This is a genomic window from Micromonospora mirobrigensis (assembly GCF_900091555.1).
Taxonomy (GTDB): Bacteria; Actinomycetota; Actinomycetes; order Mycobacteriales; family Micromonosporaceae; genus Micromonospora; species Micromonospora mirobrigensis.
This window is the reverse complement of record NZ_FMCX01000001.1, coordinates 1,121,283-1,143,682: the sequence shown is the minus strand read 5'-3', so window position 1 is coordinate 1,143,682 and position 22,400 is coordinate 1,121,283. Positions and strand designations below refer to the sequence as shown.

General features: G+C 72.8%; 20 protein-coding genes and 1 pseudogene. 14 read left to right on the top strand and 7 right to left on the bottom strand.

Annotated elements, in window-relative coordinates:
• Positions 1-110 precede the first annotated feature (110 nt).
• The 5 genes from GA0070564_RS05375 to GA0070564_RS05355 all read left to right on the top strand — a co-directional run bounded on the left by GA0070564_RS05375 (position 111) and on the right by GA0070564_RS05355 (position 3,009).
• Positions 111-968, top strand: coding sequence for a hypothetical protein (locus GA0070564_RS05375; RefSeq protein ID WP_141714703.1), 858 nt, complete (start codon positions 111-113; stop codon positions 966-968).
• Between the two features lie 163 nt (positions 969-1,131).
• Positions 1,132-1,539: a DUF805 domain-containing protein gene (locus GA0070564_RS05370; RefSeq protein ID WP_091603284.1), complete on the top strand. Its 408-nt coding sequence runs from the start codon at positions 1,132-1,134 to the stop codon at positions 1,537-1,539.
• Positions 1,540-1,704: 165 nt separating this feature from the next.
• Entirely contained in the window at positions 1,705-2,196 is a 492-nt protein-coding gene (locus tag GA0070564_RS05365; protein ID WP_091603281.1) for an SRPBCC domain-containing protein, read from the top strand.
• The gene (locus tag GA0070564_RS05360; protein ID WP_091603278.1) at positions 2,193-2,573 is read left to right on the top strand and encodes an ArsR/SmtB family transcription factor; all 381 of its coding nucleotides are present in this window, start codon (positions 2,193-2,195) and stop codon (positions 2,571-2,573) included. Before GA0070564_RS05365 ends, GA0070564_RS05360 begins: the two co-directional genes overlap by 4 nt.
• The gene (locus GA0070564_RS05355) at positions 2,566-3,009 is read left to right on the top strand and encodes an SRPBCC family protein (RefSeq protein ID WP_091603275.1); all 444 of its coding nucleotides are present in this window, start codon (positions 2,566-2,568) and stop codon (positions 3,007-3,009) included. The genes GA0070564_RS05360 and GA0070564_RS05355 overlap by 8 nt, the downstream gene beginning before the upstream one ends.
• Positions 3,010-3,060: 51 nt before the next feature.
• Here GA0070564_RS05355 and GA0070564_RS05350 read toward each other — a convergent pair whose 3' ends face one another.
• Positions 3,061-3,648, bottom strand: a complete 588-nt coding sequence (locus tag GA0070564_RS05350; RefSeq protein ID WP_091603272.1) for a TetR/AcrR family transcriptional regulator — start codon at positions 3,646-3,648, stop codon at positions 3,061-3,063.
• A gap of 108 nt (positions 3,649-3,756) precedes the next feature.
• Here GA0070564_RS05350 and GA0070564_RS05345 point away from each other — a divergent pair, with 108 nt between their 5' ends.
• The 4 genes from GA0070564_RS05345 (at position 3,757) to GA0070564_RS05330 (ending at position 11,289) form a co-directional block, all read left to right on the top strand.
• Positions 3,757-4,632: an SDR family NAD(P)-dependent oxidoreductase gene (locus tag GA0070564_RS05345; protein ID WP_091603269.1), complete on the top strand. Its 876-nt coding sequence runs from the start codon at positions 3,757-3,759 to the stop codon at positions 4,630-4,632.
• A gap of 40 nt (positions 4,633-4,672) precedes the next feature.
• Entirely contained in the window at positions 4,673-5,227 is a 555-nt protein-coding gene (locus GA0070564_RS05340) for a GNAT family N-acetyltransferase (protein ID WP_091603266.1), read from the top strand.
• A gap of 174 nt (positions 5,228-5,401) precedes the next feature.
• Positions 5,402-8,263 (top strand): S8 family serine peptidase, encoded by a 2,862-nt coding sequence (locus tag GA0070564_RS05335; RefSeq protein ID WP_176730546.1) that lies wholly within the window; start codon positions 5,402-5,404, stop codon positions 8,261-8,263.
• A 209-nt stretch (positions 8,264-8,472) separates the two neighbouring features.
• Positions 8,473-11,289, top strand: a complete 2,817-nt coding sequence (locus GA0070564_RS05330) for a S8 family serine peptidase (protein WP_141714702.1) — start codon at positions 8,473-8,475, stop codon at positions 11,287-11,289.
• A gap of 359 nt (positions 11,290-11,648) precedes the next feature.
• On the opposite strand, the pseudogene GA0070564_RS29770 reads toward GA0070564_RS05330, so the two are convergent.
• The 3 genes and pseudogenes from GA0070564_RS29770 to GA0070564_RS05315 all read right to left on the bottom strand — a co-directional run.
• Positions 11,649-12,098 (bottom strand): annotated as a pseudogene (locus tag GA0070564_RS29770) (SRPBCC family protein); the annotation flags it as partial.
• Between the two features lie 195 nt (positions 12,099-12,293).
• Positions 12,294-13,013, bottom strand: coding sequence for an SAP domain-containing protein (locus GA0070564_RS05320; RefSeq protein ID WP_091603255.1), 720 nt, complete (start codon positions 13,011-13,013; stop codon positions 12,294-12,296).
• A 127-nt stretch (positions 13,014-13,140) separates the two neighbouring features.
• Complete coding sequence (locus GA0070564_RS05315) at positions 13,141-13,758, bottom strand: pyridoxamine 5'-phosphate oxidase family protein (RefSeq protein ID WP_176730545.1); 618 nt, start codon at positions 13,756-13,758, stop codon at positions 13,141-13,143.
• Between the two features lie 160 nt (positions 13,759-13,918).
• Between GA0070564_RS05315 and GA0070564_RS05310 the strand changes: the two genes are divergently transcribed.
• Genes GA0070564_RS05310 through GA0070564_RS05300 form a run of 3 tightly spaced genes read left to right on the top strand, consistent with a single transcriptional unit; the run spans position 13,919 to position 16,079 of the window.
• A complete protein-coding gene (locus GA0070564_RS05310) occupies positions 13,919-14,428 on the top strand; it encodes a DUF2231 domain-containing protein (protein WP_091603249.1) in 510 nt (169 codons plus the stop codon).
• Complete coding sequence (locus GA0070564_RS05305) at positions 14,425-14,967, top strand: Hsp20/alpha crystallin family protein (RefSeq protein WP_091603246.1); 543 nt, start codon at positions 14,425-14,427, stop codon at positions 14,965-14,967. The genes GA0070564_RS05310 and GA0070564_RS05305 overlap by 4 nt, the downstream gene beginning before the upstream one ends.
• Before the next feature lie 5 nt (positions 14,968-14,972).
• Complete coding sequence (locus tag GA0070564_RS05300; protein ID WP_091603243.1) at positions 14,973-16,079, top strand: glycosyltransferase family 9 protein; 1,107 nt, start codon at positions 14,973-14,975, stop codon at positions 16,077-16,079.
• 45 nt (positions 16,080-16,124) lie between these two features.
• Here the strand turns inward: GA0070564_RS05300 and GA0070564_RS05295 are convergent, their stop codons facing one another.
• Positions 16,125-16,997, bottom strand: a complete 873-nt coding sequence (locus tag GA0070564_RS05295; RefSeq protein ID WP_091603240.1) for a glycosyltransferase family 2 protein — start codon at positions 16,995-16,997, stop codon at positions 16,125-16,127.
• Complete coding sequence (gene rfaE2, locus GA0070564_RS05290) at positions 16,994-18,943, bottom strand: D-glycero-beta-D-manno-heptose 1-phosphate adenylyltransferase (RefSeq protein ID WP_091603236.1); 1,950 nt, start codon at positions 18,941-18,943, stop codon at positions 16,994-16,996. Before rfaE2 ends, GA0070564_RS05295 begins: the two co-directional genes overlap by 4 nt.
• A 143-nt stretch (positions 18,944-19,086) precedes the next feature.
• On the opposite strand from rfaE2, the gene GA0070564_RS05285 reads away from it, so the two are divergent.
• Together GA0070564_RS05285 and GA0070564_RS05280 are read left to right on the top strand one after the other, a co-directional pair.
• Positions 19,087-19,635 (top strand): type 1 glutamine amidotransferase domain-containing protein, encoded by a 549-nt coding sequence (locus GA0070564_RS05285; RefSeq protein WP_091603233.1) that lies wholly within the window; start codon positions 19,087-19,089, stop codon positions 19,633-19,635.
• A gap of 171 nt (positions 19,636-19,806) precedes the next feature.
• On the top strand, positions 19,807-21,483 hold the full coding sequence (locus tag GA0070564_RS05280; protein ID WP_091603230.1) for an MDR family MFS transporter: 1,677 nt from the start codon (positions 19,807-19,809) through the stop codon (positions 21,481-21,483).
• A 24-nt stretch (positions 21,484-21,507) separates the two neighbouring features.
• Here GA0070564_RS05280 and GA0070564_RS05275 read toward each other — a convergent pair whose 3' ends face one another.
• Positions 21,508-22,386 carry a LysR family transcriptional regulator gene (locus tag GA0070564_RS05275; RefSeq protein ID WP_091603227.1) on the bottom strand — a complete coding sequence of 293 codons (879 nt, stop codon included), beginning with the start codon at positions 22,384-22,386 and terminating at the stop codon, positions 21,508-21,510.
• Positions 22,387-22,400: the final 14 nt, after the last annotated feature.

Here is a 22,400-nt window from a genome sequence, read left to right as displayed (position 1 = left end):
CCGTGACCCCGACCGAGACCGATCCGGCCTCCCTGCTGCTCGGCCGCGGGCGGCGTAGCGTGCGACGTCGCCGCCGTGCCTGGGCAGCCGCCGGCTCGGTCGTGGCCGCGATGGCTGCCGTCGTTCTGGCCCTGCCCTCCGCGGTGTCGGCTCCCAACCGGTCCGGGACCGTGGGGGCGGCCGGGACCACGGTGAGCCTGGGGGGCGTGTCGGTGGCCGTCCCGGACGGCTGGCGGACGAGCGAGGTGGCGGACTTCGACCCGTGCACCGCCGAGCCGCACACCGTCTACCTCGCCGCGGGGTGGCAGTTCCGGGGTACGGCGGCGCTGGCCGGCTCGCCGCGAGGCGGGCCCGTCGAGTGCAGGTCGGATGGTCAGGCGTGGGTGGCTGTCGTGGAACGGGGTTTTGCGCCGACGGTCAACCCGGCCCGGCTCGTGGTCAACGACGGTCAGCTGCTCCAGGCCGAGGAGGCCGCGGCCTTCTTCGTCCCGTCCGCGTGGGCCTACCGCCCCTTCACGCAGCGGATCGAGGCGACGGCGGCCGTCATCTCCGGTGACGAGCAGCAGCGTGAGCAGCTGCTCGACCGCGTGACCTGGCCCGCCGGCCCGGCGGCCCCGGCCTCCGGTGGCCTGGCGCTGCCCGGCCGGATCACCAGCGCCACCAGCGCCGCGCCTCCCAGCAACGCCATGGTCGTCGCGACGGATGCCAAGACCCTCGCCCGGATCCGCACCGCCCTCACCGCACTGCGCGATCCTGTGCGGCCGGGTGAGGAGTGCACGCTGCGGCAGCCCGGTGCGGTCGGAATCAGCCTCGGCAGCGTCACCGTGGTGCTGGGCGACGCGACCTGTCCGCAGGCGGTGTCGAGCGGTGGTGGCCGGGTCAGAGCCCCGGCCGGGCTGGGCCGGGAGTTGCTCGGCCTGATCGCGGCGCGCAACGGGATCGCGATCGGACGGGTGACCACGGACTGATCGGACCTCATCACCGTGATCATCAGCTGCGGGTCCGCGGGGAAGCCACGCGGCTACTTTGGGCAGACGTCACCGAAAGGACGTTGACCTCCCGGGGTGCACCTGCTTTGCTGCGTCGCAATCGACCTTGCAGGTCTCGATATCTCGCCACCCTGGAGCTCTCATGTCCCCCGTTGACGCTGTCAAGTCAGTCTTTGCCAAGTACGCGACCTTCGGCGGTCGGGCCCGCCGGTCCGAGTACTGGTGGTTCGCCCTCTTCTCCTGGGTCGTCAGCATCCTGGCCAGCGTCCTGGATGGTGCGTTCGGGACCCGGATGGGTTCGGGGCCGAGTTCGCTCGGCATCATCGGGCTCATCGTCACCCTGGCCCTCCTGCTGCCGAGCCTCGCCGTGGGCGTGCGGCGGCTGCACGACACCAACCGCTCGGGTTGGTGGCTGCTGATCGTGCTGGTCCCGCTGGTCGGGGCCATCGTCCTGCTCGTGTTCTTCGTGATGGAGGGCACCCGTGGCGAGAACCGCTTCGGTGCGGACCCGAAGGTCGCCTCGTACGGCGTCGCGCCCGGCATGGCCTGACAGGACTGACCGCCTGAGCTGAGTCGGCTCGGGCGCCGGCCGGCGGTGGACGGGAAGCCCCGTCCACCGCCGGCACTTTTCGCAACCAATGGTTGCGCTATCGCCCTCGGGCTCCCTAGAGTGACAAGCAACCAAAGGTTGCTCTAGTCACGAGGAGAGCCGGGCATGGAGTACGGGAGCATCGAGCGGGAGATCCACGTGGACGCGCCACCGGAAACGGTGTTCGACGTCGTCAGCAACCCCGCCCACATCCGCGACTGGTGGAACGCCGAGACCGACATCGAGCCGGTCGTGGGCAGCACCGGCGAGCTGACCTGGCGCGACGAGGCGGCCGGCCGGACGGACGTCGTACCGATCACCGTGGTGGAGGTGAGACCGCCCCGGCTCTTCTCGTTCCGCTGGACGCAGGACGCCGGCCGGACCGCCACCGCCGCCAACTCGCTGCTGGTGACGTTCGAGCTGACCCCGGTGGGGGACGGCACGCGGCTCCGGCTCACCGAGACCGGCTTCCGCGAGCGCGGCTGGGAGATCGCCGCGCTGGAGAAGGCGTACCACGAGCACGTCACCGGTTGGGACTTCTTCCTGCCCCGGATCGCCGAGCGCGCCACCCGCGTACCCGGGGCGGAGCGCGACGACCGGCAGCCGGCACGGCCGTGACCACCGCCATCGACGACGACCTCTGGTCGGCGGTCGGCGACCCCACCCGGCGTCGCCTGCTGGACCGGCTGCTCAGCGACGGCGCCGGCACGGCGACCAGCCTCAGCGAGCATCTTCCGGTCACCCGGCAGGCCGTCGCCAAGCACCTCGACGTCCTCGACCGCGCCGGCCTGGTCCACGCGACGACCGTCGGGCGGGAGAGGCGCTACCGGGTAGACGACGCCCAACTCGCCCGCGCGGTAGCCCAACTCGCCTCGGTCGGTGCGGCCTGGGACGCCCGACTGCGCCGGATCAGGACGATCGCCGAGGCAGTCCACCGCTCCCGGCAGGCCCATCCGCACGCCGCGAACGAGGAAGAGGGGAGCGACCATGGCTGAGATCCTGCACCGCGTCGGCGCCACCGCCGCCGCCGAGAAGGTGTACGACGCACTGACCACCCGGGACGGACTGGCCGCCTGGTGGACCACCGACACCACGGGGGACGTGGCCGTCGGCGGCACCATCCGGTTCCGCTTCGGCGAGCCGGGCGGATTCGACATGAAGGTGCTCGACCAGCGGCCGAACGAGCGGGTCGAGTGGGAGGTCACCGACGGTCCGGCCGAGTGGATCGGCACCCGGGTGGTCTTCGACCTGAAGCGGGCCGGCGACTGGACGATCGTGCTGTTCCGGCACGAGGGCTGGGCCGAGCCGGTGGAGTTCATGTACCACTGCAGCACCAAGTGGGCCACGTTCCTGGTGAGCCTGAAGCAGCTGGTGGAGACCGGCGCCGGCGCACCGCACCCGCACGACGTGCGGATCAGCGACTGGCACTGAGGTCGGTGCCCGTGGCGGGCAGTCGTATCAGGCGCTGCGGCTGCCGCCACGTCACCGTCCGGGGGGTGGACCCACCAGGGCGGCGACGGCCAGCACCACGACCTCCCGCCGTCGTCCCGGGTCGATCCCGTCGACGAGGGCGGCGTACTCGGGGGTGGTGGCGCTCCAGAAGCCGGACAGGTGCAGCACCAGGCCGAGGAGTTCCTCCGGGGTGAAGGTGTCCGGAACCGTGCCGTCCGCCTGCGCGGCGGCGATTGCCGCGATCTTGGCGCTGTTGCCGGAGCGGATGATCTCCAGCGCGCTGTCGGCGCCACGCTCCAGGCGGTACCAGGTGGCGAGCCGCTGCACCCAGGGCCGCTGTCGGTAGGAGTCGAAGAGCCGGCCGGCGTACCCGGGAAGGTCGGTCGCGTCGATCGGGATCTCGTCGACGGTCGTTCGGGCGATCTCCTCGAAGACCGCGTCGAAGAGCCCGTCCTTGCTGCCAAAGTAGTGGTAGATCTGCGCCTTGTTGCTGCCGGCGGCGGCGGCGATCCGATCGACCCGGGCACCCGCGATCCCCACGGCGGCGAACTCGTCCCGGGCGGCGTCGAGGAGCCGCCGGCGGGTCTGCTCGGCGTCCCGTGGCCACCTTTCACCCATCCCTCGACTCTACCGACCGGTTGGTTGGCAGCCGGCCGCTGACGGAGGTAGGTTCTAAATAACCAGTTAGTTGAAAAGCTCCCGACCGGGAGCGAGAAGGAGGAACCAATGTCTGTCTTCCTGGTCACCGGCGCGTCCCGGGGGCTCGGGCGGGCGATCGTGGCGGCGGCCCTCGCGGCCGGCCACGACGTGGTCGCCGGCGCCCGGACCACCGCCAGCCTCGACGACCTGGCCGCCGGCCACGGCGACCACCTGGTCGTGGTGCCCCTGGACGTGACCGACCCGGCGGCGGCCGACGAGGCCGTGCGGACCGCCGTCGACCGGTTCGGCCGGCTGGACGTGCTGGTCAACAACGCCGGGTACGCCAACATGGCCAGCATCGAGGAAGGCGACCCGGACGACTTCCGGGCCCAGGTCGACACCAACCTTTTCGGTGTCGTGAACGTCACCCGGGCGGCGCTGCCGGTCCTGCGCCGGCAGCGGGCCGGACACGTCGTACAGGTCTCCTCGGTCGGCGGCCGGCTGGCGACGCCGGGTCTCGGCGCGTACCAGACCGCCAAGTGGGCGATCGGCGGCTTCTCCTCGGTCCTCGCCAAGGAGGTGGCGCCGCTGGGCATCAGGGTCACCGTGCTGGAGCCGGGCGGCATGCGCACCGACTGGGCGGGCTCGTCGATGCGGGTGGCGCCGATCGGCCCGGACTACGAGTCGACCGTCGGGGTCTCGGCCCGCGTACACGACAGTCGCAGCACCATGGCCAGCGATCCGGCGAAGGTCGCGGAGCTGGTGCTGCGGATCGCCGGCATGGACGAACCGCCGCTGCGGCTGCTGGTGGGCCCGGACGCCTACCGGTACGCCACCGCGGCCGGCCGCGAGTTGCTCGCCGAGGACGAGCGCTGGGCCGAGCTGAGCCACTCGACGACCGCGGACGACGCCACCGCCGAGCACCTGGACCCGTTGGGCACCACCACTCAGAGCCGCCCCTGACCGGACCCGACGGACGCCCCCGCGCCGATACAGTGCTCGGATGTTCTCGATCGAGCTGACCGGCGGCGCCGAGCTGCGCCCGCTGGAACCGTGGCAGGCCGAGGAGTACCTGGCCCACATGGACCGGGCCCGGGCCGCGGTCGACCCGTGGATCCCCTGGGCCAGCCGGGCCACCGACGTCGAGTCGGCCCGGTCCATCCTCCAGCGCTTCGCCGACCTGGCCGCCCGCGACGCCGGCCGGCTCTACGGCATCTGGCTCGACGGCACCCTGGTCGGCGGCACGATGTTCGTCTCCTTCGACGCCGCCGCCGGCACCTGCGAGCTGGGCTGCTGGTTGGAGCCGGCCGGGCAGGGCCGGGGCCTGATCACCCGGGCGGCCGGGCGTCTCGTCGACTGGGCGGTGCGGGTGCGCGGCATCCACCGCGTCGAGTGGCACTGCCGCCCGGAGAACACCGCCAGCAGCAACGTCGCCCGCCGGCTCGGGATGCGCCGCGACGGGGTGCTCCGCGAAGAGTGTCTCTACCAGGGCGTACGCCACGACACCGAGGTCTGGTCACTGCTTGCACCTGAGTGGACCGGGCCGATCGGCCACTGAGGGACAGTGCGAAGCGGGACGGTACGGTACCGTCCCAACGGTCAGGTCTCGTACCAACCGTTCGGTGCTGTCTGCCGCGATCGATTCCTGGCAAACTGCGCTGGTCCGGCGTCCCCACCGGGGCGACCGGGGCTCACCTGCCCTTCGCGGGCTCGCCCTATACGGGGGTTTTCCTTGGCTCTCCGCCGTTCGGCGGTGGCCGCGCTCGCCCTGGCCGTCACGGGATCGCTGGTTCCCGCGCTCTCGACCGCCCAGGCCGCGCCGTCCACCGACCACACCTCGATCACCAAGCGACTGCCGCGGCCCGAGCGCCCGGCGGCCCGTACACCCCAGGCGTACGACCCGCACGCCGTCCTGGTGAAGTTCAAGTCCGGCACCGCCCGGTCCGCCAAGGACAGGGCGCTGTCCCGCCGGGCCGCCCGGATCGCCTCCCAGGTGGGGCGCACCGGCTACGTCAAGGTGTCCACCGAGGGCTCGGCCACCGAGCTGCTGGCCGCCCTCCGCAAGGACCCGACCGTCGCCAGCGTCTCGCTGGACTACCAGCGGCGGACCACCGCTTCGCCCAACGACGAGTTCTACGCCTACGGCGACCAGGAGTACCTGAAGTCGCTGCGGCTGCCGCAGGCCTGGGACGTCTCGAAGGGCTCCACCGCGCAGATCATCGCGGTGGTGGACACCGGCGTCCGCACCACCCACGAGGACCTGACCGGCCGCACGGTGGCCGGCTACAACGCCATCACGAAGTCGACCACGGCGGCCAGCTACCAGGACGACTTCGGCCACGGCACGGAGGTGGCCGGCGTCGCAGGCGCGAACACCAACAACGCCATCGGGGTCGCCGGCGCCTCCTGGACCTCCCGGATCATGCCGGTCAAGGTCCTCGACAAGACCGGCAGCGGCTACGACTCCGACATCGCCGACGGCGTGATCTGGGCCGCCGACCACGGCGCCAAGGTGATCAACCTGTCCCTGGGCGGCACCGAGGACAACCAGGTCCTGCACGACGCGATCAAGTACGCCTACAACAAGGGCGCGGTGGTCGTGGTGGCCGCCGGCAACGACGGCGACGGCACCACGCAGTACCCGGCGGCCTACCCGGAGGCGCTCGCGGTGGCCGCCACCGACTACGTCGGCCGGGTGACCGACTTCAGCTCCTCCGGCGACTGGGTCGACGTCGCGGCCCCCGGCTTCAACCTCACCAGCACCGCCTGGAACTCGATCTACCCGACCGAGAACGACTGGTACGTCGTCGACGGCGCCAGCGGGACCTCGTACGCGGCGCCGCTGGTCTCCGGCATCGCGGCGCTCATCCGCACCAAGTACCCGACGATGACCCCGGCGCAGGTGATGGCCCGGCTGCGCTGGGCCACCCGGGACGCCGGCCCGCGCGGCATCGACCCCTACTACGGCTACGGCTTCGTCGACGCGTACCAGGCGCTCGGCGGTCGGTGGACGACCGAGCTGACCGGCCCCGGGGGCGACGGCAACGACACCCCCGACCGGGCGACGCCGCTGCCGGTCGGCACCACCTCCGGCTCCGTGGGCATCGAGGGTGACTTCGACTGGTACCGCTTCCAGGTGACGGCGCAGCAGCAGTGGTCCTCGCTGGTCTCCGGGGGCAGCATCTCGGACACCGTCGCGCAGAGCTTCGACCCGGTGGTCGGGCTCTACAACGCCGACCTGCGGTTGATCCGTCAGCAGGATGCCTACGGGCCGGGCGTCGGCGAGCAGCTCAAGGCCGACCTGGACCCGGGCACGTACTACCTGTCGGTGCGCAGCTTCAACGGCTCCCGCGGCACCGCGTACAACCTGACCACCGCGGTGAACCCGGTGGTGGGGGCGGTCGCGCCGGCCGGCCAGCAGCTCTGGGTACGGAACGTGAACCCGGCACCCAACGCCCTCGGCCAGCCGGTCACCACCACGCCGAGCGTCACCTTCGCGCGTCCGCTGCTGCCGGAGTCGGTGACCACCAGCACCGTCAGGCTGGTCAACGGCCGCACCGGTGGCACGGTCCCGACCAGCCTGACGCCGGTCGGGAACAGCGTCACCCTGACCCCGAACGGGCCGCTCCAGGACAACACCCCGTACCGGATCGTCGCCAGCGGCGTGAAGGACAGCTCGGGTGTCACCATGTCCCCGGCGTACTCCAGCGTCTTCCGGACCGTGGACACCGCGCCCGGCAAGGTCGGCTCGCTGGCCGTCAAGGGTGGCTACCGGGCCGCCACGCTGAGCTGGACCCTGCCGTCGATCTCCGACCTGGACCAGGTGGTCGTGCGGATGGCCGCCGGGACCACGGCGCCGACCTCGCCGACGTCCGGCACCTCGGTGTACGCGGGCACCGGCACCACCGTCACCGCCAAGAACCTGGTGGCGGGCTCGACGTACTCGTTCTCGGTGTGGGTCAAGGACCGTACCGGGCACTACAGCGCGGTCTCCACAGGCCGGGCGACCGGTACGGCGACCAGCATCACCAGCAGCGTGACCGGGTTGACCTATGGCAAGTCGGTGCAGGTGTCGGGGAAGGTGGTCCGGAAGGACACCGGTGCGGCGATCGCCGGTGTTCCGGTGGAGCTGATGGTGCGCCGTAAGGGCACCACGACGTTCAGCCGGATCGCGACGGTGACGTCGAACAGCGTCGGGTACGTGGCGTACACCCACAAGCCGACCTGGTCGGCGGAGTACATGTGGACGTACCGGGGTTCGGGCGCGTTCGTCGGTGCGTCCAGCGTGTTGCGGTCGGTGGCGGTGGCGCCGGTGGTGTATGCGAACCTGTCGCGGACGTCGTTCGCGTTGGGTGGCTCGGCGACGCTGTCGGGCAGTGTGGCTCCGGCGCACGCCGGTCAGGCCGTCTACCTGCAGCGGTTGGTTTCCGGAGTGTGGAAGACCGAGACCAGCAAGGCGTTGTCGTCGACGAGCGCGTACGCGTTCTCGATCAAGCCGCCGGCCCGGGGCACCTACTCCTACCGGGTGTACAAGCCGGCGGACAGTGACCACGCGGCGGGTTACAGCCCGACGCGGACCGTCACCGTCTCCTGACCCGAACCACCCCCCGTCAGCCCCCTGCCGTTACGCCGGCAGGGGGCTGACGGCTATCCGACACCGGAGCCGGTGAACCCGCGCTGAGCTGGGCGGACGCCGCCGACGGCCGATCGGTGGGGCCGCCCGGGCGGGTCCCGCTCTGTCAGACTTCGGGCACCTCGCCGTCGTCCTGTGGGGACCGGCACCGCAGATCACGGGGGTTCCCCTTGGCTCTCCGCCGTCTGGCGGTGGTCACGCTCGCCCTGACCGTCACGGGGACGTTGTCTCCCGTGGCGTCGGCCCAGGCCGCGCCGTCATCCGCCCAGCCCACCAGCACAGCCTCCACCGCGTCCACCGACGCCGACCCGCACGCCGTGCTGGTCCGCTTCAGGTCCGGCGTCTCCGCCCCGAAGCGGGCCGCGGCCCTGACCCGCCGCGCCGCGCGGGTCGACGCGCCGGTGCGGGGCACCGGCTGGGTCAAGGTACGCGCCGCCGGTCCCGCCACCGACCTGCTGGCCGCCCTGCGCACGGACCCGTCGGTCGCCGCCGCCTCGCTGGACCACCGGCGACACACCGCCGCCGTGCCGAACGACCCGGCCATGGCCGGCGACCAGTTTCCCCCGCTGAACGTCCTGCGGCTGCCGAAGGCGTGGGACTACGTCAAGTCCTCCGCCGGCCAGGTGATCGCCGTGGTCGACACCGGCGTGAACCTCACGCACGAGGACTTGGCCGGGCGTCTGGTGCCCGGCTTCAACGCGATCGACCCGGCCGCGCAGCCGGTCGACGACAACGGGCACGGCAGCATGGTCGCCGGCGTGGCCGCCGCCGACACCGACAACGGCAAGGGCATCGCCGGGGTGGCCTGGGGTGGCCGGATCATGCCGGTCAAGGCGGTCGGCGCCGACGGCAGCGGCTCCGACTCGGACATCATCGAGGGGATCGTCTGGGCCGCCGACCACGGTGCCACGGTGATCAACCTGTCGCTGGTCGGGCCCGACGACAACCCGGCCCTGCACGAGGCGATCACCTACGCCACCGGCAGGGGCGCGGTGGTGGTGGCCGCCGCCGGCAACGAGGGCACCGGCGTGGCGCAGTACCCGGCGGCGTACCCGGAGGTCATCGCCGTGGGCGCCACCGACGGCGGCGGCAACCTGACCGACTTCAGCTCGTACGGCGACTGGCTCGACCTCGTCGTTCCCGGGCTGAAGATCCACTCCACCGGCCTGGACCAGTCCTACCCGGTGGTCGACGGGACGTCCTTCTCGGCGGCTCTGGTCTCCGGCGTCGCCGCGCTGGTCCGCACGAAGTACCCGGACTTCACCCCGGCCCGGGTCCGCGAGCGGCTGACCATGACCGCCCGGGACTCCGGGCCCCGCGGCCTGGACCCCTACTACGGCTACGGCGTGGTGGACTCCTTCCGGGCCGTCGGCAGCACCGGCACGTCGCTGCCCTTCCCGCAGCCCGACATGTACCCGTCGGAGCCGAACGACGTCCCGGCGCGGGCCACCCCGGTGGCTCCCATCGAGACCTGGGGCCGGATCAACACCGGCGGTGACGTCGACTGGTACCGCTTCGATGTCGCGGCCCGCAGGGGGACCACCCTGTCGCTCCGGCCGACTGACTACTCGGCGCTGTCGCACAACCCCGACCTGGCGATGACCCTCTACGACGCCGACCTGCGCCGGATCGCCGCCGCCGACGCCACCGGCAGGAGCGGCACGGAGCAGCTCACCGCCACCGTGGACGCCGGCCGGCACTACGTCGCCGTGCGCAACGACAACGGCAGCCACTCCAGCGCGTACTGGTTGAAGCTGACCGATGCCGCCGCCGGCACCGCCCCGCCGGCCGGGGAGCAGGTGTGGGTGCGGGACGTCTCGCCGGCCGACTTCGCCCTGGACCAGCCGGTCACCCTCCGACCCACCGTCACGTTCACCCGCCCGGTGGCGCCCGGGTCGGTCACCGGCAACACGGTCCAGCTGCTCGACGGCCGCGGCCGCTACCACGTCGACGCCAACCTGACGGTGACCGGCAACGTGGTGACGATCGTGCCGAAGGAGCTGCTGTTCGACAACAACCCGTACCGGATAGTGGTGGACGGGGTGACCGACACCGCCGGGGTAACCCAGAGCGATCCGTTCACCACCACCTTCAAGACCAGGGACCTGCCGCCGGGGCCGCTGTCCAGCTTCTCGGTGATCGGCACGTACCGAGGCGTGCACGTGCGGTTGGGGGTGTTGCCCCGGGTCATCGACTACGACCGGACGATCGTGCGGATGGCGACGGGCACCACCCCGCCCTCCTCGCCCACCTCCGGCACCGAGGTCCCGTCCAACGGGTACGTCGGCAACCTCACCCCGGGCACCACGTACAGCTTCTCCGCCTGGGTGCGGGACAAGGCGGGCAACCTCAGCAAGGTCTCGACGGCCCGGGCGGCCGGCACCGCCACCACCATCGCCAGCAGCCCGACCTCGCTGGTGCACGGCACCGCCCAGGTGACGGTGACCGGGCGGTTGACCCGTACGGACACCGGGGCGGCGATCGCCTTCACGTCGGTGCAGCTGCACGCCCGGCCCAAGGGCGCCACCAGCTTCACCTATCTGGGCAGTGCGACCAGCACCAGCACCGGTGCGCTGACGTACCCGGGGCTGCGACCGGATGCCAGTACCGAGTACAAGTGGGTCTACCGCGGCTCGAACGACGAGACCACCGGTCAGGCGTACATCGGGGCGGCCAGTCAGCTGAAGCTGGTGTCGGTGGCCCCGTACCTCAGCGCGAAGCTGTCTCGGACGTCGTTCGCGCTCGGTGGGACGGTGACCCTCTCCGGCACGGTCACCCCGGGCCACCCCAGCCAGACCATCTATCTTCAACGGTCGATCGGCGGGGTGTGGAAGGACGTGGCGACCGGGAAGCTCACCTCGACCAGCGCGTACGCGTTCACCGTCAAGCCGGCCGCGCGCGGCACCTACTGGTACCGGGTCCGCAAGCCGGCGGACAGCGACCACCTGGAGGCCCGGAGCCCGGCCCGCAGCTTCACGGTCTCCTGACCCGGAACCCGACCGGACACGATCAGCCCCCCGCCTCGACTTCGGGCGGGGGGCTGATCGTGCGGTGTGGACGATCAGAGCCGATGACCCGGCTCGGTGCCGGTCGGGTAGGTGGTGGTCTCCGTCACCGGGGTCACCACCTCGGTCTCGGTCACCACGTAGTCCGGCTCGCTGACCGTGACCCGGTCGGTGTCCTGGTCCCGGTCGGAGCGGTGCTTCGCGGCGGCGGCGGCAGCGATCCCCGCCGCGGCGGCCGCGGCGCCGGCGGCGACCGTCTTGCCGGAGACACCGGCCTTGCCGCTGTCACCCCGGGAGGCGGCGGCGTCCTCGACACCGGGGGTCCCGACCGACAGGCCGTCGTTGACCGAGCCGCGCCACGCGCCGCTCTCGGAGCCCTGGCCCTCGATGTACGACCGGAACTTCTCCAGGTCCGACTCGGCCTGCTTCTCGACGATGTTCAACGCGTCGCCGGCCTTCTCGACCAGGCCCTCGGGCTCGTACTCCAGGTGCAGCCGCACCGCGGTGCGGCCCGGGCCGAGCGGCTCGAAGTAGACGGCGCCGGCGTTGGTGGCGCCCTCGGTGGCCGCCCAGGCGACCTTCGTGTCCGGCACCTGCTCCAGGATCCGCGCGTCCCACTCACGCTTCACGCCGCCGATCTGGGCCACCCAGTGCAGCCGCTTGTCGTCGAGCTGGCGGACCTCCTTGACGCCGCCCATGAAGCGGGGGAACTCCTCGAACTGCGTCCACTGGTTGTAGGCGGTGCTGACCGGGACCTGCACCTCGATGGACTTCTCGACCTTCGTGGTCATCGCGAACTTCCTCCCTCGTCAGTCGAACCGCTCTCGCGGGGGTGCCAGAGCCGTCCTCGTCGGAGAAATTCGTACCCGCGTCCGGCGGAGCAAACCCGAACGACCGAAAAGGACCAGAAAACGGCACCGGACACGCCGAAGGCCCAGGTCAACGCGCTGACCTGGGCCTTCGGGGGCGGTGGGCGGGCGTACGCCTCAGCCGTCCTCGCGGTCCGGGCTCTCCAGCCGGAAGAAGTTGCTCTGCCGCCCGTCGGAGCGCTCCTCCTGGAAGATGAAGTTCAGCCGGCGCGCGTCGAAGGCGCGGAACCACTCGTCCCAGCTGATCTCGGTGAGCCGGCTCTCCCGGCCGTTGGCCGGGAAGTCCAGGCGCAGCACGCCGACGTGCCCGTCGTGCTCGCTGCCCTCCACGGTGCACGGCACGCCCTTGCGCGCCTCGGCCCACTGCCGGATCACGTCGTGATCGGTGGTGACCAGGCTGCGGCCGGGGCGCTCCGGCTGGTCGTCGGTGGAGGTGATCTCCTGCGAGTACTTCACCGAGCTGGAGGTGTGCGACCCGGTACGCGCGCCGCCGCCGGTCGACGTCGAGGCGCCGCTCGACTTGGAGGCGCTGCTCGACTTGGAGGCGCTGCTCGACTTGGAGGCGCTGCTCGACTTGGAGGCGCTGCTCGACGCCGAGGCGCTGCTCGACGTCGAGGCGCCCTTGCCGGCGTGCTCGTCCTTGAGGCTCTTGACCAGCGTCTTGACCAGGTCTTCGTGGTGCATGTCGCGGGTTCCGGAGACGCCGCGGCTGCGCAGCCGCTCCCGAAGTTCGTCGACCTTGAGCTTGGCGATCTCGCTCTCGTCGATGTCGGGCGTGTTCGGCGTCTGGTTGCCGGGCGGGTTCTTGGTCGTGGTCGAGCCGCTCTTCGTCGCCATGTGTCGTCATTCCTTCCTCGGCCCCGGGGTTCGGGGGGGGTGCCGCGTCAGGACGCGGGACGGGCCGATTACGACCACATCTGTACCCAGAGCCGCCGGCTGAAACGCCCGACCGCCGGATGAGGACTCAGCGGTAGAGCGTGCCGAGGTAGCCCGGACCGTAGTGTCGCTCCAGGTCGGCGAGGGTGTCGGCGGGCGCCTCCACCTCCTTGATCAGTTTCGCGCGGCTCGGCAGCGCGTCCGGCTGCCAGGTCTCCGGCTGCCACAGCTCCGAGCGGAGGAACGCCTTCGCGCAGTGGTAGAAGATCTGCTCGACGGTGACCTCGACGGCCAGCACCGGGCGGTGTCCCTTGACGACCATCCGGTCGAACCAGGGCGCGTCGCGCAGCAGCCGGGCCCGGCCGTTGATCCGCAGCGTGTCGGTGCGCCCGGGGATCAGGAAGACCAGCCCGACGTGCGGGTTGTCGAGAATGTTGCGATAGCCGTCCGCGCGCCGGTTGCCCGGCCGCTCCGGAATGGCGATGGTGCTGTCGTCCAACACCTGGACGAAGCCGGCCGGGTCACCCTTGGGTGAGACGTCGCAGCTGCCGTCCGCACCGGCCGTGGCGACCAGGCAGAGCGGCGAGGCGGCCAGCCACTGCCGGTCCCGCTCGTGCAGCACCACCCGGTCCTTGGCCAGCACCCGGGGCATCGGCGGCCCCAACAGCTCGCGCAGCTCCTCGTGCGACCTGATCTCTTCCGTCACGTGAACCTCCCCCGACCGTTGACCATGGTGGCGGAGCCGGCCGTGCCGGCGAGCCGCCGGCATCAGCCTAGGAGAGCGCGTCGAACGCGAGGTTTGCCCACGAACCGCTCGGGTACCGCCTCACACGCAGCGCGCCGGACGCGACCCGTGGAGGCCCGCGATGGAGAGCCGACTCAAGGTGCTGGGCCACCCCGTGCATCCGATGCTGGTGATGTTCCCGGTGGCGCTCCTGGTCACCGCCACCATCTTCGACATCGTCGACACCGCCGGTGGTCCGAACTTCCTCGCCGAGGTGGCGTACTGGAACATCACCGTCGGCCTGATCGGTGGCCTGCTCGCCGCGGTGGCCGGCGCGTTCGACCTGCTGGCCATCCCGGCCGGCACCCGCGCCAAGCGGGTCGGGGTCACCCACGCCGGCGCCAACCTCGCGGTGATCCTGCTCTTCGCCGCGGTCTGGGCGGTCCGGCTCAACGCCGACTCCCGGGCCGCCGGAGGCGCGTTGATCGCCATCGAGGTGGTCGGCCTGGCGCTGCTCGGCGTCAGCGCCTGGCTCGGCGGGGAGCTGGTCGACCGCCTCGGGGTGGGCGTGGACCGCGACGCGCACCTGGACGCGCCCAGCTCACTGCGGCCCCACGCCGCCGGACAGCAGAGGATCGGAGACATGCGATGACGGAACAGGGCGGTGCCGGGTCCGGCCGCGGCTGGCGGGGCCGGCAGCAGGGCTGGGACCCGATGGGCGAGTTGCAGTCACTGCGCTCCGAGCTGAGCCGGCTGGTCGGCGGGCGCGGCGGGTCGACTCCGGACGTCGAGCTGGCCGAGACCACGGACGGCTGGGAGGTGCTGGTCCGGCTGCCCGGCGTGGCACCGGAGGAGGTCGCCGTCGAGCTGGACGACCGGGAGCTGTGCGTACGGGCCCGCTCGGAGGCGGAGGTCAACGCCGACCAGGGCATCCCGGGCGGCTTCGAGACCCGGGGCTTCGAGTACCGGGTGGACCTGCCGTCCCGGGTCGACCCCGACACCATCGACGCGGTGATGGACCACGGCCTGCTCCGGGTGCACCTGCCCCGGGCGAAGCGCCCCGCCCCCCGCACCATCACCGTCGGCCGCACCGGCCCGCGTACGAGCGGGTCGGCGTCCCTCGCCGACCCGGCCGCCGACCGGGAGTTGCACCACCCCGACACCACCGTCGGCGAGATCGACCGGCCCTGATCCGCATGGTGCACCCCGCCCTGCTCGGGCCGGTCGGCGAGCCCGTGCCCGACGTCGAGCGGATCGCCGTACTGCGCGCCAACGCCCTCGGCGACTTCATCTTCACGCTGCCCGCGCTGGACTCGCTGCGGGCCGCGTACCCGGAGGCGGAGATCGTGCTGCTCGGCGCGCCGTGGCACGCGAAGCTGCTACGCGACCGGCCCGGCCCGGTGGACCGGGTGCTGGTGGTGCCCCCGGCGGCCGGCATCCGGGCCGCCGACCCGGGTGAGCCGGAGGTCGCGCGGGAGGACTTCCTGGCCGCGGCCCGGGCGGAACGCTTCGACCTGGCCCTCCAGCTGCACGGCGGCGGCGCCAACTCCAACCCGCTGGTCGCCGGCCTCGGCGCCCGGGTCACCGCCGGCCTGCGGGCCGAGGACGCGCCGCCGCTGGACCGCTGGATCCGCTACGTCTACTACCAGCACGAGGTGATCCGCTACCTGGAGGCGGTGGCCCTGGTCGGCGCCCCGGCCAGCACCGTCATCCCGGCGCTGGCCGTCACCGACACCGACCGCGCCGAGGCCCGGCGGGTGCTCGGCGAGCCGGGCCGGCCCCGGGTGGCGCTGCACCCCGGCGCCACCGACAACCGCCGCCGCTGGCCTCCCGAACGCTTCGGGGAGGTGGCCCGGGCGCTGACCGGCGACGGGTACGAGGTGCTGGTCACCGGCACCCCGTCCGAGCGGGAGGTGGTCGACCGGGTGGTCGCCTCGGCCGGGGTGCCGGTCCGAGCGGAGGTCGGCACGCTCGGCCTGGGCGGGCTGGCCGCCGCGTACCAGGGGTGCGCGCTGGTGATCTCCAACGACACCGGGCCGCTGCACCTGGCCGGCGCGGTCGGCACCGCCACCGTCGGCGTCTACTGGGTGGGCAACCTGATCAACGGGGCGACGCCGCTGCGCGCCCGGCACCGGCCGATCGCCTCGTGGACCACCAACTGTCCGGTCTGCGGCGTCGACTGCACCCGGGACATCTATCCGCACCGGCCCGGCGACGACGGCTGCGAACACCGCGACTCGTTCGTCGCCGACGTCCCGGTCGTCGAGGTGCTGGAGGCCGCCCACGACCTGCTCAAGGTGTAAGGAGGGGCCCCCTGTTAACGCCTGCGGTATAGCAGGGGCCCCTTCTTAACAGCCGACCTCGAACTCGGTGAGGACGACCTGCCACGCCTCGACGTCCCGCTCGGTGACCGTGGTCGGGGCCTCCAAGTGGTACGCGCCGCTGGGCACGACGCCCGCGCCGCCGTACCGGTCGAGGACGGCGAGCTGGGCGGCCACGTCCTCGCCCTGGTGCCGCTCGGGCAGCCGGCGCCAGAAGTCGAAGCCGCCCACGTCGACCAGCTTGGCCCGGTCGTAGAGCACGCAGCCGCCGATCCAGGAGACCTTGTACGCCCGCCACTCCCCGGGCGCCAGGTCGAGGCGCTCGGTCACGTGCAGCAGGTTCGCGGCCGGGTGGATGACGGACCGGTCCCACTCCGGGGTGCCGGGGCGGACCCGCTCCGGGACGGGCGGCCCGTCCCACTCCTCGTAGTGCCGGTGGGTCTCCGGGCGCACGTCGTCGGCGTACGACAGGCCGTGCACCGCGTTTCCGACGAAACCGCAGCCCAGCTCGCGGATCCCGTCGACCAGCCGGCGCAGCGCCCCCGGCTCCAGCCAGACGTCGTCGTCGAGGCAGAGGACGTACCGGGCGGCCGAGGCGGCCAGCAGGTAGGCCCGGTGCTCGGCCAGCCCGCGCCGGGGCAGCCGCCGGGTCAGCAGCACCGGGTTGCCGCGGTGGCGCAGCGCCCGGGCCATGGTGGCCGCGGCCGGGGCGGCCCACGCCGGCTCGCCGTCGGACTGGTCGCTGACCACGACCCCGAAGCCGGGTACGTCCTCCTGGGCGGCCAGCCCGGAGAGGGTGACCGCCAGCTCGGCGGGTCGGTTGCGGGTCGGGATCAGCACGTCCAGCAGCCGGGGGACCCGGAACAGATCCGGGTTGCCCGGGTCGAGCGGCCGGTTCACGGTCGGCGCCTGCCCGTCGTCGGCGCGGCCACCCCGTCGCGGGCGGCCACCCCGTCCCGCGCGGCGGCACGGTCCCGCGCGGCCACCCCGTCCCGCGCGGCGGCACCGTCACGGGCCACCCCGTCGCGGGCGGTGGCCGGCGGGCCGTCGTGCGCGGCGGCGCGGATCCGGTCGATGATCGCGGAGGTGGACCGGTCCGGCACGTACCCGAGGGTGCGGACCTGCCCGCCCAGCCGGCGCACCAGCGGCGCCTCCGGCACCATCTCCGGCGGGTAGTCGCCGCCCTTGACGTACACGTCGGGGCGGACGGCCTCGATCAGCGCGGCCGGCGAGTCCTCCTCGAAGACCACCACGTGGTCGACGCAGGAGAGCGCGGCGAGCAGGGTGACCCGGTCCTCGACCGGGTTGACCGGCCGGTCCGGGCCCTTGAGCCGGCGGACGCTGCCGTCGGAGTTGACCGCCACCACCAGCAGGTCACCGAGGGCACGGGCCTGTTCCAGGTAGCGCACGTGGCCGGGGTGCAGCACGTCGAAGCAGCCGTTGGTGAAGACCACCGAGCGGCCGGCCACCCGGTGCTCCGCGACCAGCGTGGCCAGCTCGTCCGCGTCGACCAGCACCGGACCGTCCGGGTCGCCGGTGGGGTCGCCGAGGGCGGTGAGCAGGTCCTCCCGGCGGCAGACGCAGGTGCCGGTGTCGGAGACGGTGACGGTGGCGGCGAGCTGGGCCAGCTGCGCGGCGGTCGGCAGCGCCGCGTCGGCGGCCAGCGCCAGCGTCATCGCCGCCAGGTACGCGTCCCCGGCGCCCACGGCGTGGCTCGCCGGGACCGGGGTGCTGTGGCTGCGCCGGGGCGTGCCCTCCGCGCCGCCGACCACCGCGCCGTCGGTGTCCAGGGTGACCGCGACGACGTCCGCGCCGGTGTGCGCCCGCAGCTCGGCGAGCCGCGCCTCGGCCAGGACGGCCCGGTCCACGCCGTCCCCAGCGGCGGCGTTCACCGTCACGCCGGTGCCGGTGACGCTGAGCCCGTCCCCGGTCATCGCCACCCGGCTCTCCGCGGGCGTCGGCTCGCCGGTGGGAGCGCCCGCCGGGGCGGCGCCCCAGGGGCCGTTCGGGTCGTACCGGCCGGCGTCGGGGACGAAGCGTTCCCCGGCGCCGCCCGGGGCCGCCCCGACGAGCAGCTCGGACGGGCCGTCGTCGGGCGGATCGGCGTCGGCGTGGTCGAGGTGCGGGCGGGTCTGCGGTGGGCTGCCGAAGCCGACGGCGGCCCGGGCCAGCAGGCGGGTGGCCTCGGCGAAACTGGGGGTGACCACGGTCGGGGAGAGCCCGTGCCAGTCGGCCAGGTCGTGCGCGTCCAGGGCGACGGTGGCGTACCGGTCGCGGTTGGCGACCAGCCAGGCCCGGACGATCTCCGGCAGCGCGCCCAGCCCGTAGTCGCAGACCACCAGGGTGGGTGCGGCGCCACCGCCGGCGGCGCGCAGCTCCTCGGTGGCGCACTCCAGCGCGGTGATCAGCCGGGCCACCCCGTCGGGGTCCAGCGGGTCGTCGGGGTCACCGGAGTCCTCCCGGAGCAGGATCTGGTTGCCGGCGAGCATCCGGCGCTTGACCGGCGTGGGCCGGCCCTCCTGGCCCACCGTGCGGTCCCAGACGCCCGCCCGGTCCAGACAGTCGTGCAGTTCGTCGCCGGCCACGTCCGCGCCGACCGGCGCCACCAGCACCGCCCGGCCGCCGAGCGCGGCGACGTTCACCGCCGTGTTGGCGGCTCCGCCGGCGGCGGAGATCCGGCGGCGCAGGGTGAGGACCGGGGCGGGCGCCTCCCGGCAGAGCCGGTCGGACTCGGCGAACCGCCACTCGTCGAGCATGGCGTCCCCGACCACCAGGACGGGACGCTCCAGCCAGCTCTCCACGACGGTCGCGAGCCGGCGCTGTTCCGCTGCTGCTGCTCCTGCCATGCCCCTCCGGGTCCCCGCGCCGGTCCGGATCAAACCTGCGCGCATCGACCGGGGTCGTGAGGTGGCGACGCCCACCCGCGTGCCGTGTTTCGGGCAAACCGCCCCGGGAACGATTCCAGGATCACCCCGGAGAGGAGTACGACATGGCCAACGAACTACAGGGCAAGCGGATCGCCTTCCTGGCAGCCGATGGCGTCGAGGAGGTCGAGTACGTCCAGCCGCGCGAGGCGGTGGAGCAGGCCGGGGCGGCGGTCGAGCTGGTCTCGCTGAAGCCCGGCACGATCCAGTCCTTCAACCACCTGGACCAGTCCAAGACGTACGACGTGGACGTGACCGCCGAGCAGGCGGACGCCGGGGCGTACGACGCCCTGGTGCTGCCGGGCGGGGTGGCGAACCCGGACTTCCTGCGGGCCGACCAGGAGGCGGTGCGGTTCGTCCGGTCGTTCTTCGACGCCGGCAAGCCGGTCGGGGTGATCTGCCACGGCCCGTGGACGCTGATCGAGGCGGACGTGGTCCGGGGTCGCCGGATGACCTCCTGGCCCAGCCTGCGCACCGACCTGACCAACGCCGGCGCGAACTGGGTCGACGAGGAGTGCGTCACCGACAACGGCCTGGTCAGCAGCCGGAAGCCGGACGACCTGCCGGCCTTCTGCGCCAAGATCGTCGAGGAGTTCGCCGAGGGCCGCCACTGAGCGGTTCGGTGCGACCGATCTGCGGCATCCCGGCCCGTCCTCAGCTCCGGACGGCCCGGGATGCCGCACGTCGGGCCCTCGTAGCGGCGTGCGACAGAGGGCCAGTCCCGGGTGCCAGAGGGTTTTCCCGAGCCGGGCGCATGATTCGCCGGGTGCGGGAAAGAAGGCCGGATGACCACGGAAGCTCCCGGCCGCCCGGTGTTGACCGCCCGCCAGATCCGCCTGCTGATGTTCGGCCTGATGACCGGCATGCTGCTCGCCGCCCTCGACCAGACCATCGTGGGTACGGCGTTGCCGACCATCGTCGGCGAGCTGGGCGGGATCAACCACTACTCGTGGGTGGTGACCGCGTACCTGCTCGCCTCCACCGCCTCGACCCCGCTGTACGGCAAGATGGCCGACCTGTACGGGCGCCGCCCGGTCTTCCTCTTCTCGATCGGCACGTTCCTGCTCGGCTCGCTGCTGGCCGGGCTGTCGCAGAACATGACCCAGTTGATCCTCACCCGGGGCGTGCAGGGCCTGGGCGCGGGTGGCCTGATGACGCTGGCGTTCACCATCATCTCGGACGTGGTCTCCCCCCGGGAGCGGGGCCGCTACCAGGGGCTCTTCGGCGCGGTCTTCGGGTTGTCGTCGGTGGCCGGGCCGCTGGTGGGCGGCTACTTCGCCGAGACCAACTGGCGGTGGATCTTCTACATCAACGTGCCGCTGGCGATCCTGGCGATCGTGGTCTGCTACCACGTCATGCGGCTCATCCCGTTCCAGCGGCGCGAGCACGCCATCGACTGGGTGGGGGCGGGGCTGCTGGTCGCCGCGGTGAGCTGCCTGCTGCTCGCGTTGAGCTGGGGTGGCAACTCCTACGCCTGGGGCTCGGGGGTGATCATCGGGCTCTTCGCGGCCGGGGTGCTGCTCGGCGCGCTCTTCGTGGCGCAGGAGGCCCGGGTCGCCGAGCCGATCCTGCCGCTGCGGCTGTTCCGCAGCGCCACCTTCGCGCTGGCCAACTCGGCGGGCTTCGTGCTCGGTCTGGTGATGTTCGGGTCGATCATCTTCATCCCGCTCTACCTCCAGATCGTCAAGGGCGCCTCGCCGACCCGCAGCGGTCTGCTGATGCTGCCGATGATGGCCGGCATCATCGTCACCTCGATCCTGACCGGTCGGGCGATGAGCCGGATCGGCCGGTACAAGTGGTTCCCGGTGGCCGGCTCGGCGACGCTGGTCGCCGGGATGCTGCTGTTCCGGCAGCTCCAGGTCCAGACCTCGCTCTGGGCGGCGTTCGGCTACATGGTGGTGATCGGCGTCGGGCTGGGGCTGTGCATGCAGTCGCTGATCCTGGCCGTGCAGAACGCGGTGGACGTGCGGGACCTGGGTGCCGGCACCTCCTCGGCGACCTTCTTCCGCTCGCTGGGCGGCTCGTTCGGCGTGGCGATCCTCGGTGCGGTGCTGTCGTCGCAGCTCACCGCCCAGCTGGCCGACCGGTTGCCGGCCGCGATCGGGCAGCTGCCGCCGGAGCAGCGGGCCGCGGTGGCCGCCGCCGGCGGCACCAACATCTCGATCAACGACCCGGCCAGCATCATGGCCCTGCCCGGCCCGGTCCGGGCCGCCATCCAGGCCGCCTTCGTCGAGTCGCTGCACCTGGTCTTCCTGACCACCGGGCTGGTCGCGATCCTGGCCGTGCTGGTCACCCTGGCCCTGCCGAACAAGGAGCTGCGCGGCGCCGGCCCGCAGGGCGCCACCGGCGGTGCCGACCCGCTCGGCGGCGAGGCCCCCGCCCCCGGCGGCAAGCCGCTGACCAAGGAGTCCAAGGCCGAAGCCGCCGCCGACATGGAGGCCAAGTCGCAGACCATGCTCTGACCGGCTGGGCGGACCCCGACCGGGTCAGGTCGTGAGTTGGTCGAGGATGAGGGCCAGCGGCGGCCAGGCCGCGCGACCACGACGGACCACGGCGTACGCGCGCAGCAGCGCCTCCGGGCCGGTCAGCGGCAGCAGGCGTACGCCGGGGAGGGTGAGCTGGTCGGCGGGGAGCAGGCCCACCCCGAGCCCGGCGACGATCAGGTCCTGCACCAGCTCCAGGCTGTCGGCGCGGTGCGCGATCCGCGGGGTGAAGCCGGCCATCGAGGCGATGGTGCGGACCACCACCTCGTCGGCGACGTTCCGGGAGTTGACGATCCAGTCCGCGTCCCGGAACCCGGCGAAGACCGCCGCCGCGTCCCCGGTCGGAGCGGTGGATCCGCTCGGCACGCCGAGGTGCCAGGCGGCCGACCAGAGCGGGGTGGCCTGGACGGCGGAGTCGAACGGCGTCGGCGCCAGGTTGTAGTCGTAGACCAGGGCCAGGTCGACGTCGTCGGTGCCGAGCAGCGCGTACGCCTCGGCGGGCTCGTGCTCGTGGATCCGCAGCCGCACGCCCGGGCGGTCGGCGGCGAGCCGGGCGGTGAGCGGCAGCAGTGAGCGGCGTACGGCGGTCGCGAAGCCGGCGACCCGGACCTCGCCGGACGGTTCGGCCGCCGGGTCCAGGTCCAGCCGGGCGGCGTCGACGGCGGCGAGGATGGTCACCGCGTGGGCGGCCAGCCGCCGCCCGGCCGGGGTGAGCCGGACCCGGCGGCCGTCCGGCTCGATCAGTTCGGCGCCGACCTCCCGGGCCAGGACGGCGAGCTGCTGGGACACGGTCGAGGTGGTGACGTGCAGCTCCTCGGCGACCTGACGCATCGAGCCGAGCCGGGCGAGTTCCCGCAGCAGGCGCAGGCGACGGAGGTCCACGACGCCATCGTCCA